This window comes from Pseudomonas sp. GM84 (assembly GCF_000282535.1).
In the GTDB taxonomy this organism is placed as follows: Bacteria; Pseudomonadota; Gammaproteobacteria; order Pseudomonadales; family Pseudomonadaceae; genus Aquipseudomonas.
On the sequence record NZ_AKJC01000006.1, the window covers coordinates 33,664 to 46,355 of the forward strand.

11 protein-coding genes are annotated in these 12,692 nt (G+C 63.5%); 7 read left to right on the forward strand and 4 right to left on the reverse strand.

The features are described 5' to 3' along the window. Nucleotides 1-28: 28 nt before the first annotated feature. Together PMI38_RS00710 and PMI38_RS00715 are read left to right on the forward strand one after the other, a co-directional pair. Complete coding sequence (locus tag PMI38_RS00710; RefSeq protein ID WP_008089399.1) at nt 29-1,858, forward strand: SLC13 family permease; 1,830 nt, start codon at nt 29-31, stop codon at nt 1,856-1,858. A gap of 139 nt (nt 1,859-1,997) precedes the next feature. After that, the gene (locus PMI38_RS00715; RefSeq protein WP_043272708.1) at nt 1,998-3,419 is read left to right on the forward strand and encodes a GGDEF domain-containing protein; all 1,422 of its coding nucleotides are present in this window, start codon (nt 1,998-2,000) and stop codon (nt 3,417-3,419) included. Between the two features lies 1 nt (nt 3,420). Here the strand turns inward: PMI38_RS00715 and PMI38_RS00720 are convergent, their stop codons facing one another. Next, nucleotides 3,421-4,182, reverse strand: a complete 762-nt coding sequence (locus tag PMI38_RS00720; protein ID WP_008089404.1) for a sulfite exporter TauE/SafE family protein — start codon at nt 4,180-4,182, stop codon at nt 3,421-3,423. 100 nt (nt 4,183-4,282) lie between these two features. Between PMI38_RS00720 and PMI38_RS00725 the strand changes: the two genes are divergently transcribed. From PMI38_RS00725 to leuD, 3 genes are all read left to right on the forward strand, one after another. Continuing rightward, on the forward strand, nt 4,283-5,203 hold the full coding sequence (locus tag PMI38_RS00725; RefSeq protein WP_008089406.1) for a LysR family transcriptional regulator: 921 nt from the start codon (nt 4,283-4,285) through the stop codon (nt 5,201-5,203). A gap of 551 nt (nt 5,204-5,754) precedes the next feature. Further along, a complete protein-coding gene (gene leuC, locus PMI38_RS00730; RefSeq protein ID WP_008089407.1) occupies nt 5,755-7,176 on the forward strand; it encodes a 3-isopropylmalate dehydratase large subunit in 1,422 nt (473 codons plus the stop codon). Nucleotide 7,177: 1 nt separating this feature from the next. Continuing rightward, complete coding sequence (gene leuD / locus PMI38_RS00735) at nt 7,178-7,786, forward strand: 3-isopropylmalate dehydratase small subunit (protein ID WP_008089409.1); 609 nt, start codon at nt 7,178-7,180, stop codon at nt 7,784-7,786. Nucleotides 7,787-7,801: 15 nt separating this feature from the next. On the opposite strand, the gene PMI38_RS00740 is transcribed toward leuD, so the two are convergent. Beyond that, on the reverse strand, nt 7,802-8,719 hold the full coding sequence (locus PMI38_RS00740; protein WP_008089410.1) for a LysR substrate-binding domain-containing protein: 918 nt from the start codon (nt 8,717-8,719) through the stop codon (nt 7,802-7,804). Between the two features lie 124 nt (nt 8,720-8,843). Between PMI38_RS00740 and PMI38_RS00745 the strand changes: the two genes are divergently transcribed. Then, nucleotides 8,844-10,163: a 2-hydroxycarboxylate transporter family protein gene (locus PMI38_RS00745; RefSeq protein WP_008089412.1), complete on the forward strand. Its 1,320-nt coding sequence runs from the start codon at nt 8,844-8,846 to the stop codon at nt 10,161-10,163. A 302-nt stretch (nt 10,164-10,465) separates the two neighbouring features. Then, nucleotides 10,466-10,651, forward strand: a complete 186-nt coding sequence (locus tag PMI38_RS00750) for a hypothetical protein (RefSeq protein WP_008089414.1) — start codon at nt 10,466-10,468, stop codon at nt 10,649-10,651. Nucleotides 10,652-10,696: 45 nt separating this feature from the next. On the opposite strand, the gene PMI38_RS00755 is transcribed toward PMI38_RS00750, so the two are convergent. After that, a complete protein-coding gene (locus PMI38_RS00755; RefSeq protein WP_008089416.1) occupies nt 10,697-11,956 on the reverse strand; it encodes an MFS transporter in 1,260 nt (419 codons plus the stop codon). A gap of 58 nt (nt 11,957-12,014) precedes the next feature. Further along, a partial coding sequence (locus PMI38_RS00760; protein ID WP_008089418.1) for a sugar phosphate isomerase/epimerase family protein occupies nt 12,015-12,692 on the reverse strand: 678 nt, incomplete at its 5' end.

Genomic DNA, 12,692 nt, shown 5'->3' on the forward strand with positions numbered 1-12,692 from the left:
CCCTCGTGTGAAGGAACATCCCCGCCCCATGAACCAGGAACTGCTCTGGGTCCTCGGCCTGCTGGCCGTCGTCATCGTGCTCTTCGTCATCAACCGCCCACGCATGGACGTGGTCGCCCTGATGGTGATTCTCGCCTTGCCCTTGTCGGGCATTCTCAGCGTCGAACAAGCCCTGGCCGGCTTCAGCGACCCCAACGTGGTGCTGATCGCCGCGCTGTTCGTGATCGGCGAGGGGTTGGTGCGCACCGGCATTGCCTATCGCATTGGCGAATGGATGAGCGAACGCGCCGGCAACAGCGAAGCACGCCTGCTGGTATTGCTGATGGTGTCGGTGGCCGGGCTGGGCTCGGTGATGAGCTCGACGGGGGTGGTAGCCATCTTCATTCCGGTAGTGCTGAGCATCGCCGCGCGCCTGCAGATCTCCCCCAGCCGGCTGATGATGCCGCTGAGCTTCGCCGGCCTGATCAGCGGCATGCTCAGCCTGGTGGCCACGCCGCCCAACGTGGTCGTGCACAGCGAGCTGGTGCGCCACGGCCTGCCTGGCTTCAGCTTCTTCAGCTTTACCCCGTTCGGCCTGGTGGTGCTGGTGCTGGGCGTCGGCTACATGCTGCTGACCCGCCACTGGCTCAATGGCGAAGTGCGCAAGGACGGCCGGGTTGAAAGCCGCCGCACCCTGCTCGACCTGGTACTGGACTACAAGCTCAATGGCCGCGAGCGGCGCCTGCGAATCCGTCCGCAATCGCCACTGATCGGCCATACCCTGGGCGAGCTGGAATTGCGTACCCGGCATGGCGCCAACGTGATCGGCATCGAACGCCAGCACAAGTTCACCACCCGGGTGATCGCCGCCGATTCCAGCACCGTGCTGCACCAGGGCGATGTACTGCTGCTCGACCTGTTCGCCAACCGCGACGATTTGCGCACCCTGTGCCAGACCATGCAACTGGAGCCCCTGCACTTCAAGGCCGCGTATTTCATCGATCAGTCCCAGGAGCTGGGCATGGCCGAGGTCTCGCTGCCCCCGGGCTCGAAGCTGATTGGCAAGAGCATCCTCGAACTGGCCTTCCGTACCCGCTACGACCTCAACGTGGTCGGCCTGCGCCGCGACCAGGCGGCAATCGAAGAACAACTGGTGGAAGAGAAGCTGCGCCTGGGCGACACCCTGCTGGTGGTCGGCCCCTGGAAAGCGGTACGCCTGCTGCAAAGCCAGCCAAAGGACTTCCTGGTGCTGAGCCTTCCCGCCGAGATCGACCAGGTCGCCCCTGCCCGCACCCGTGCACCGTTTGCCTTGCTCAGCCTGGCAGTGATGGTCGGGCTGATGGTCAGCGGCGCGGTGCCCAACGTCATTGCCGCGCTGATCGGCTGCCTGCTGATGGGCGCTGGGCGCTGCATCGACATGAACAGCGCCTACCGCGCCATCCACTGGCAAAGCCTGGTGTTGATCGTCGGCATGCTGCCCTTCGCCCAGGCGTTGCAGAAAACCGGCGGCATCGACCTGGCGGTGGGTGGGCTGGTGAGCCTGCTCGGTGGCGCCGGGCCGCTGGCCATGCTGGCCTGCCTGTTCATGGTGACAGCGGTGATCGGCCTGTTCATCTCCAACACGGCCACCGCTGTACTGATGGCGCCCGTGGCGATCAGCACCGCGACGCAACTGGGCCTGTCGCCCTACCCGTTCGCCATGACCGTGGCCCTGGCTGCCTCGGCGGCGTTCATGACACCGGTGTCTTCACCGGTGAACACCTTGGTACTCGGCCCTGGCCAGTATCGCTTCTCTGACTTCGTCAAGGTGGGTGTGCCCTTCACGTTGCTGGTGATGGTGGTGACGGTATTGATGGTGCCTTGGTTCTTTGGCTTGTAGCGGCAGAGCGCGAGCAATAGTGGCAATCCGGCATTATCCTGATAGATCGCGGCAGATTGACATCAAGTACTCGGTGCAAACACACTGAGACGTCATTGCCCCAGGTGCCTAGAGCCGTTGTCCTGGATTTCGTTTCCGCTTGTCGGTCGAGCCTATGGTTTTTCCAGCACAATCGCGCCTGTTGCCCTACCTCGCGCTGTTCGGCCTCACCTTCGCCCTGACCCTGGGCGGAATCCTGGCCCGGCCAATCGAATCCCTGTCACTGTTCTGGCCCGTCAATGCCGTGCTGGCCGGTGTGCTGTTGCGTTATCCGCGCCAGGCCGGGGTAGCCGGCTTCAGCCTGGTCTGGCTGGCCATGGTCGCTGCGGACCTGGCCTGCGGCAGCGACTGGGTGCCTGCCCTGTGGTTCAACCTGTGCAACCTGAGCGTGGTGGTAACGGTTTGGCTGCTGCTTACGCGCTTGCCTCGCCTGCACCGGCGCATGCGCACCCCGTATGGCGTACTCAGTGTGTTCGGCGCCTGCGCGGCGGGCGCCACGGTGGCGGCCAGCCTGGCCTGCGTGATGGCCGCGCCCTGGTTCGAGCAGTCCCTGCGCGCGACGTGGCTGGCCTGGTTCAGCGAACAGTTCTCGACCAGTATCCTGGTGCTGCCGGTGCTGCTCACGGCCCCTTCGGCTCGCGCGTTGCTGCGCAATACCCAGGCGATCCGCCTGGCGCCGTTGCTGGTACTACTGGGCTCGCTGGCGTTGAGCATCGTCTTTGGCGGCCCCGGGGCCATCGCCTTTCCGATCGCAGCCTTGTTATGGTGCGCCTGGACCTACTCACCCTTCCTGGTCTCGCTGCTGACGCTGACCGCTGGCAGCACGCTGATCGTCGCCGTGGCGCAAAACCTGATGCACTTCAGCCTGCCGCAAAGCGAACCTGGGGTCACGACGCTGATGTCGGCACGCCTGGGCATCGCCATGCTGGTGCTCGGCCCGCTGGTGGTCGCGTGCGTCAGCCAGGCCAACCGCAGCCTGTTGGCGCGCCTGGCGCACCAGGCCACCATCGATCATCTGACGGGCGTCCTCACCCGCAGCGCCTTCACCCGTCGCGCCAATGCCCTGCTCGAAAGCCGCCAACAGCATGCACAGGCATTGCCGCTGACCCTGATGATGCTCGACATCGATCATTTCAAGTCGATCAACGATCGCCATGGCCATGCCGTCGGCGACCAGGTGCTGCGCCAGTTCGCCCGTACCCTGCAAGACCAGTTGCACGAAGGCGAGCTGCTGGCGCGCATGGGCGGTGAAGAGTTCGTGGTAATCCTCCCAGGCCTGGCACCGGATCGCGCCAAGTTCACCGCCGAACGCCTGCGCCGCGCCGTGCAGGACTTGCATGTGGTGCACGGCGATGCGCGCCTGCAGATTACCGTCAGCATCGGCCTGGACGGCTGCGCTGCCGACACTGACTCGCCGAGCCTGGACGCCTTGATGGCGCGCGCCGATGAGGCGCTGTACCGCGCCAAGGCCCATGGGCGCAATCGGGTCGAACAGGCCCTGGCACAGCGCCAGAGGGTCTGACTCAGCCTGCCAGCAAGTCCCAGGACAGCTTGGCGATGAGCACGCACAGCAGCACCAGGAACAAGCCACGGACAAAGCCGGCACCCTTGCGCACCGCCAGCCAGGTGCCGGTAAGGGCGCCAAGGATGTTGCACGCGGCCATCGGCAGGGCAATGGCGTACAGCACATTGCCGGACGGCACGAAGAACACCAGCGCCGCCAGGTTGGTGGCGATGTTGACGACCTTGGCCGACGCCGAGGCATGCAGGAAGTCCAGGGCGAAGAAGCGGACGAACAGGAAGATCAGGAAGCTGCCGGTGCCTGGCCCGAACAGGCCGTCATAGAAGCCGATGGCGCCGCCGATCAGCACAGCCAGGCACTGTTCCTTGGGGCCGATCCTGGCCGGTTTGTGCAAGGTGCCGAAATCCTTCTTGCAGAAGGTGTAGATCGCCATCAGCACGATCAGCACCAGCACCGCCGGGCGCATCACGCTGGGCGGCACCAGCGACACCGTGGCCGCACCGGCGAAGGACATGACGAAGGCACTGAGTGCCGCGGGCACGATCAAGCCCCAGTCCAGGGTCACCCTGCGAATGAACGAGCGCGCGGCAAAGGCTGTGCCGCACACCGACGCCAGCTTGTTGCTGCCCAGCAAGGCCGCTGGTTGCGCCGTGGGCAGCACATTGAACAGCGCCGGGATCTGGATCAGCCCGCCACCGCCGACGGCGGCATCGATCAGACCGGCGGCGAAAGCGAACACGGAAAGTACGGCGATATCCATCATGACGCGGTTCCAGGCAATGAAGGCAGGCTGCAAGGCTAATCAAAGCGGCGCGCTTGTGGTGAAATGCCACATTGCGAAAACTGCAACGAGGAACCCTTGTATGGCATTGGACATGCTGCGTGAAATCCAGGCCTTCGTCAGCGTCGCGCACAAGCGCAGCTTCGTCGCCGCGGCACGTGCGCTGGGCCGTTCACCCAGCGCAATTACCCGCGCGGTGCAGGCGCTGGAAGACAACACCGGGTGCAAGCTGCTCAACCGCAACGCCAACTCGGTAACCCTCAGTGAAGCCGGAGAGCGCTTGCTGCCCCATGCCGAACGCTTGCTGGATGTGCAACGGGATGCCACAGATGAACTGGCTGCACTCAGCGGCAGCGCCCAAGGCTGGATTCGCTTTGCCGTGCCGCAGCTGCTCGGTGAACACGTACTGCCGGGCATGCTCGCGGCCTTTACCCAGCGCCACCCGCAGGTGACCCTGGACGTCCAGTACCGCGATGAGGCCATCGACCCGTTGCTGGGCAAGCTCGATTTCGTGGTACGCGGTGCGTTTCCTCAATCGAGCGAGTTGATTGGCTATCCGTTGTGGCGCTACCGCCGGCATCTTTATGCAAGCCCCGAGTACCTGGCCCGCGCAGGCATCCCACAAGGGCCGGAAGACCTGGCCGGGCATGCGCTGATCCTGCACACCGCGCCTCGCATCCTGAAGGCCTGGCACTTCTGCCGCGACACCAGCATCACCAGCGTGCGCCCGCACCCACGCTTGCGCCTGAGCTCGGGCGATGCGGTCTATCACAGTACCTTGGCCGGCGCCGGCATTGCCCGCCTGGCAGACTGGGTGGGTGAACCCCAGGTTCGCGCTGGGCGCCTGGTACGGGTATGCGCGAATTACCGGCTGACCTCCAGCACCGGGCAGGATCCGCAGATGCATGCGGTGTACCCGGCCGGTGATCTGCCGGCGCGTGTGCGGGAACTGTTGCTGGCCTTGCGCCGGGCTGGTGAGGCGGCCACTGAACAGCCCCGATAAAGGCTGTTCAAATTCTGTTCAATTTAACAGAGCCCGCCGCCGACATGGCCTACAGCGTTTTATCCACAGACCTACCCACGTTTTTTGTGGACAGATTTTCCCATGTAAAGAAGGACTTATAGCACGGCGCCCAACAAATGACCGCCCTTCTGTCGCGACCCATTGTGACGCGAGGAGCGCACGTGAAAACGAATTGCAGCTATCGCCGGTCCAGCCGTGAAACCGAGTAGCCCTGTAAAAACGCAGAATTCAGCCTGGCGGAATGGTGCCGAGCAAACCAATCAGAATGGTCAGCAGCAGAAAGCCACCCAGAAACAACGTGAGCTTGCCCATTGGAACCTCTTTAACGTGATGTTGGGACAAGCGCATTGTCGACTTGAGGCTGATACGGTTACAGATTCAGGTTCGACGAAAAAAAGCGGATCAGATGCTGCGATGAACTGACCCGTTGTTCACGAAGTGTGAACCCAGGCTGTCCATCTGGCATGTTTATTCAGATTGGCGACTCGATAAGCTGGTGCCACGCCTCCAACATCGGGTAGCTGACCGTGATGAATACCCCCAAGACGCTCTACCAGAAGCATATCGATGCACACACCGTGTGCGAGCTGGACGACCAGGGCCATGTGCTGCTTTACATCGACCGCCAGGTGGCCAACGAATACACCAGCCCACAAGCCTTCAGCGGCCTGCGCGAAGCCGGCAGGAAGGTCTGGCGGCCCTCGGCGACCCTGTGCGTAGTCGACCACGTCAACCCCACGGCCCCCGAACGCGACGCCACGATGCCCGACGCCGGCGGCGCCTTGCAGGTGGACTACTTCGCACGCAACTGCCAGGACTTTGGCCTCGAACTGTTCGACGTGCTGGACAAGCGCCAGGGCATCGAGCATGTCGTGGCCCCGGAGCAAGGCTTCATCCTCCCCGGTATGGTGGTGGCCGCTGGCGACAGCCATACCACCACCTACGGCGCACTGGGTGCATTCGGCTTCGGCATCGGCACCTCGGAAATCGAACACCTGCTGGCCACCCAGACGCTGGTCTACAAACGCCTGAAAAGCATGCGCGTCACGGTCGATGGCTTACCGGGCGCGGGGTTGGTGTCCAAGGACATCATCATGGCGTTGATCCGCCAGATCGGTGCGTCAGGGGCCACCGGCTACGCCATCGAGTTCACTGGCCCGGCCATTCACGCACTCAGCGTCGAAGCGCGCATGACCATCTGCAACATGGCCGTCGAAGCCGGCGCACGCGGTGCCTTCATGGCCCCGGACGAAAAAGTGTTCGCCTACCTGGCCGACAAGCCTCGCGCCCCCAAAGGTGCTCAGTGGGAGCAAGCGGTAGCGCAGTGGCGCAGTCTGTTCAGCGACCCCGGCGCGACCTTCGACCGCGAGGTGCAGCTGCATGTGGCCGACCTGCAACCGATGGTGACCTGGGGCACCAGCCCCGACCAGGCGGCGGCCATTACCGACCGCGTACCCGATCCGCTGCAGGAGCCCGACCTGATCCTGCGCCATGACCTGGAGCGCGCCTTGCGCTACATGGGCCTGCAACCGGGCACCGCGCTCGACAGCATCGCCATCAGCCACGCCTTCATCGGCTCCTGCACCAATGCTCGCATCGAAGACCTGCGCGATGCCGCCCGTGTGGTCAAAGGGCGCAAGGTGGCTGAGGGGGTGCGGGCGATGATCGTGCCCGGCTCCACGGCCGTGCGCGAGCATGCCGAAGCAGAGGGCCTGGCGCAGATTTTCCGTGAAGCCGGCTTCGAATGGCGACAGTCCGGTTGCTCGATGTGCCTGGCCATGAACGACGATGTGCTGCGCCCCGGCGACCGCTGCGCCTCCAGCACCAACCGCAATTTCGAAGGCCGCCAGGGCCAAGGGGCGCGCACCCACCTGATGAGCCCCGCCATGGTCGCTGCCGCCGCCGTGACCGGGCGCCTGACCGATGTTCGCTCACTGGCACTGGAGGCCTGACATGCAACCGTTCGATTTCGTAGAAGGTGTGGCCGCGCCTATCCTGGCCGCCAACGTCGACACCGATGTCATCATGCCCAAGCAGTTTCTCAAGGGTATCGACCGCAGCGGGCTCGACCGTGGGGCGTTCTTCGACCTGCGTTTTTTGCCCGACGGCTCGCCCAACCCCGAGTTCGTGCTCAACCAGGCGCCCTGGGACAACAGCAGCTTCCTGGTAGTCGGCCCGAACTTCGGCTGCGGGTCGAGCCGCGAGCATGCCGTGTGGGGGCTCAAGCAGTTGGGCATCCGGGCGTTGATCGGCACCACCTTCGCCGGCATCTTCTACGACAACTGCCAACGCAATGGCGTGCTGACCATTCAGTTGCCACCCGCCGATCACAGGGCCCTGAGCACCGCCATCAGCCAACCGGGCGCGGCGCATATCGCGGTCGACCTGCAAGCCCAGCAGATCGTGCTGGTCGATGGCCGTGCACTGGCCTTCGACATCGACACCCTGCGCAAGCAGGCCCTGCTGCAGGGGCTGGACGCCATCGGCAGTACCCTGCTGCGCACTGAACAGATCCGCCGCTTCGAAGCCGGCCACCTGCACGCCAACCCCTGGCTGGCCTGACACGGCTTGCCCGCTTCAGTTCGCCCGCAGGCGGCTGAAGCGGGATTCAAGAAACTCCACGCAAACCCGCAGTTTCGCCGAGTCTGCCAGGCGCGTCGGGTACACCGCCCAGACGTTGGCACTCTGGCTGTAGTCGTGGAGCACCTGCACCAGGCGGCCTTGCTCCAGCAATGGCTGCACATCCCACATCGAGCGCAACAGCACGCCCCGGTGATTGAGCGCCCATTGCAGGACGATTTCACCGTTGTTGGAAGACAGCCTGCCATTGACCCGCACGTTCTCTTCCCTGTCGCCGCTGCGCAGTTGCCAGACACCAAAGGGGTTGTTGCGCTCCTTGAGTACCAGGCAGTCATGCTGCGCCAGGTCGTCCAGGGTCATCGGCACGCCACGCTGCTGCAGGTACTCGGGCGTCGCACAGAGCACCCGGCGGTTGGCCACCAGCTGGCGGCTGATGTGCTGCCCCGGCAGGTCATCGCCTACGCGGATTTCCAGATCGAAGCCTTCGGCGACGATATCCACCACCCGGTCGAACACATCCAGACGGATTTCAAGGTCTGGGTAGGCGCCAGACAACTCGGCAATCGCCGGTGCCACATAGTTGCGGCCGAAACCGAAGCTGCTGCACACGTGCAGCAACCCCCGCGGCGCCTTGCGCACCTGGCCCAGGTCGCTGATGAAGTCATCCAGGTTGTCGAGAATCCGCACCGCCCACTGCTGTGCGCGCACCCCCGCATCGGTCAGGGCGATGCGCCGGGTGGTGCGGTGCAGCAACCGCGTGCCCAGGGTGTCTTCGAGGATCTTGATGCGTTTGCTGACATAGGCCGGCGACTGGTCCAGCGCCTGTGCCGCGCCAGCAAAGCTGCCCTTGCGAACGACCGTGAGGAACACCCGCAGGTCATCGGGCAGCGGCGATTCTTCATGTTTCGTGTTCATAGCGTGCATGGATGTCTTGTTTTTTCACGATTCGGCGAAGGATAGCATCTCTCGAAGCTGGGTAATCCCGTGACCCAATGCCAGCCACTTCCTCCTCGCACAACAACAAACAGAGGACTCGCACATGACCTTCGCAACCACCGCCATGCCCATGCGGCGCCGCTTCAGCGCGCTGATGGAATACGAAATCGGCGTTATCCCACTGCCCTACTTTCTCGCGATCGCTCTGAGCGTGTTCGCCTCGGCGCACCTGGGCTACCTGCCCAAAAGCATGATCGGCGGCCTGGCCGTGATCATGACCCTGGGCATGCTGCTCGGCCAGGCCGGCCAGCGCCTGCCGCTGCTCCGGGACATCGGCGGCGGCGCCATCCTCTGCCTGCTGCTGCCGTCGGTGCTGGTGTACTACGGTTTCTTCGGCAGCACGACCCTCGACGCCACCAAGATGCTGATGAAGGATGCCAACTTCCTCTACTTCGTCATCGCAAGCCTTGTGGTCGGCAGCATCCTGGGGATGAATCGGACCATCCTGGTGCAAGGCATGCTGCGCATGTTCGTGCCACTGGTCATTGGCACCCTGGCCGCGGTGCTGGCTGGCCTCGCGGTTGGCCTGTGTTTCGGCTACAGCGTGCACCACACTTTCTTCTACATCATCGTGCCGATCATCGGCGGCGGTATCGGCGAGGGCATCCTGCCGCTGTCGCTGGCCTATGCGCACATCCTCGGCGGCGCGCCCGAACAGTATGTGGCGCAACTGGTGCCGGCCGCCGTGGTGGGCAATATCGTCGCGATCATCTGCGCCGGCGCCCTCTCCCGCCTGGCTGTGCGCAAACCGCAATTCAGCGGTGACGGCCAGCTGATTCGCGCCCGTGCCGAGAACGACCTGTTTCGCGAGGCGCCCGAGGACGACAGCGCCATCGACTTTCGCTACATGGGCGCCGGCGTGCTGCTGATCTGCACCTTCTTCGTGCTCGGCGGCCTGCTGGAGAAACTGGTGCATATCCCGGGGCCGGTGATGATGATTCTGGTCGCGGTCCTGTGCAAATACCTGCGGGTGCTGCCCGAGCGCCTGGAGCAAGGCAGCAAGCGCTTCTACAAGCTGATTTCCACTGCGTTCATCTGGCCGGTGATGATCGGCCTAGGGATGCTGTACGTGCCGCTCGACAGCGTGGCGAGCGTGTTCTCGGTCGGCTACGTGCTGGTGTGCGCCTCGGTGGTGCTGGCGATGACGGTCGCCGGTTTTCTGGTAGGCAACCTGCTGAAGATGTTCCCCATCGAATCGGCCATCGTCACCTGCTGCCACAGCGGCTTGGGCGGCACCGGCGATGTGGCGATCCTGTCGGCGTGCAACCGCATGGGCCTGATGCCCTTCGCGCAGATCTCCACCCGCATCGGCGGGGCCTCGACGGTGATTGGGGCCACGCTGCTGCTGGGAGCGCTCAGCTGAGGTGGCAGCAATTGCTACATAAGGTTTCATTCACGGCTGAACTGCCTGGATAGCCTGTGCGGTTGTGCCGACTTGGGTCGGCACGTTCGAAACCCCAGGCCGTCGGGGCTCCGACCCGGAATCTACGTTAACGAATAGATACAACTATTGAGGAGTTTTGTAGGACGTTTTTCTTGTGACTGTAGGAAAAAACCAGAGAACTTACCTTTCCTGTATGTAAGCCCAGTTTGTTCAGGGTATTCGAGCTGGTACGGTCCGCTTTTCCTACAACGGCATGGATGCCTTCTGTGCATGAGAAACATATGGACACATACACGGCCTCTGCCCTCAAGCTGCAAAAAACCTTGCTCACGTTGCGTCAGACACGGGATCGCTTGAGGGCCGCGGGCAACGTAGAAGAAGCGGATGAGCTTGCCCTCAAGATTGCGCGCGTCGAAGAAACCCTGGCGGCCATGTCGCCAGCGCTGAGATCACCCACCTTGCAGTGAAAACCTGCAGGGGCGGCAGCACTGCCAGCCCCTGCAAAGCTCCGATCAGGCCAATGCCTCGGCCTGCTGTTGGTCGGCGCGGCGTTTCACCCTGCGCTGCAACAGCCCGGACACCCCGAAGCCCACCACTGCCAGTACGCTCATCAGGCTGAACACGTAGGTGTATCCCAGCTCACCCGGGTAACGGTCGAGCAGCGAGCCGTAGATCACGTAGGCGAACATCCCGGGTGCATAACCGATCAGGCAACCAATGCCGAACGCAGACCCGGTGATACGCGAAGGAATGCCCACTTCGCTCATTGGCGCCCAGAACACGCCGCGCATGGTAAACACCACCAGGGCGAAGGTCAGCGTGGCGGCCATGCCGGCATAGATGAAGCTCTCCTGGCGTGGGATGTTGAGGATGATCAGCATCAGCGGCACCAATGCCAGAAACGCCCATTTCAGGTAGCGGCTGGAGCTCTTCAGGACCTTGTCGGCAATGTAGCCACCGGCCGGCCCACCGAGCACCTTGAGGAAGTACTGGTTGATGATGCCGTAGGCCCCGACCAGCGCCACTGGCAGGTGGTACATGTCTTTGAGGTAAGGAATGAAATAGGTCAGGCCGCAATACACGATGTAGACCATGAATACGTTCAGGCTCACCAGCCAGATCCCTGGGGAACGTACCGCTTCGAGCAAGCCTTTGCCGCCGATCGGTTCACGGGTGGCCGTCGTCTGTGGGTCGCCCTTGAGCAGGAACAGGGTGAGCACGCCAACCCCGATATCGATCGCCGAATAGAACAGGATCGCAGTCTTGAGCCCCAGAGCGCCGGAGCCCAGGGCAACGAACAGGCCCAGTGCGCAGAAGGCCACCAGCGTATCGACCACCCCGCGTCCGCCTTCAAGGAAGCCGAACATGCGGCTCTGTTCATTGTCGTTGCCAAGGTTACGGATAGCCTTGAGCAGGGACGGCCAGAACAGGCAGTCGGCACACACCGCCAGCAGGCTGAACACCACCAACTGCTGGTTGAAGCCGGGGAAGCTGGCCAGATAGATGCCCAGCCCACCGGCCCCGATCAGCCCCAGCGGAATCAACCGGCGGGTTTCGAAGCGATCCGCGAGGAAGCCGCCCAGCACGAACAACGCCGTGGCGACGATGGCGTTGGCACTGAGCAGCGTACCGATCTGGGTATGGCTCAGGCCCATGTGCTCTTGCATGGGGATGTAGAAGGCATCCTTGAGGTTGGCCAGCTTGTAGATGGTGCCACCGCCAAGGACGAGGACCAGAAAGCGCAGCCACTTGGCTTTAGCCGGTGCTGTCATTGTTGTTCTCCACAGTTTCCGGGGTATGGGCGCCGTCGCGACGGCGGGTCGGGTGTGCTCAGTGGTCGGCCAGGGCCAGTTCGGCCAGCAGTCGCAATTCGCCCAGCAGGCCACGCAGGTAGCGCACCTGGTTGTTGGCCCAGCGGTGTTCGTCGGTGAGCATGCGCTCCAGGCTGTAACCTGACGGCAGCAGGGTTTCGCTCATCTCGCGATAGGGAATGAAGGGATCGCTCGCCTCGCCTGTCTGGCGGAAGGCCGGTGCGATGTAGTGGTTCTCCTGTTCGAGGATGAAGGCCACCACCTGGGGGCTTTGCTCGCCGAGCAACAGCAGTTCCAGCAGCATGCGCGCGCTGGGCAGTTGGTCTTCGGCGCTGCCCTGCAGTACACCGTAATGGCCAAAGCCGTTGGCTTCGGGCACCACGCGCACACCCTTGAGGTGCACCTGGCGAATGAACGGTGCGAGGTTGGCCAAGGCCGGCAGCGGCTGTTCGCAGGCGTTGATCATGTTGCCGAAATCGAACAGCGCGTTCAGCCGCGGGTGCCCTACCCGGCGCAGCAAGGTGGCGATCTCGTCGCTCTTGAGTTCTTCGTGCTGCTCGAAGTCGAAGTGCAGGTCGTGCTCATCGGCGAGCCGTGCCAGGCGCCGCAGGTCGTCCTCGATGATGCCCATCACCCGCGACAGGTGCCCTTCGTAGCGCGAGTAGACGCGGATGTTGCGGCTGGAATTCACCACCGC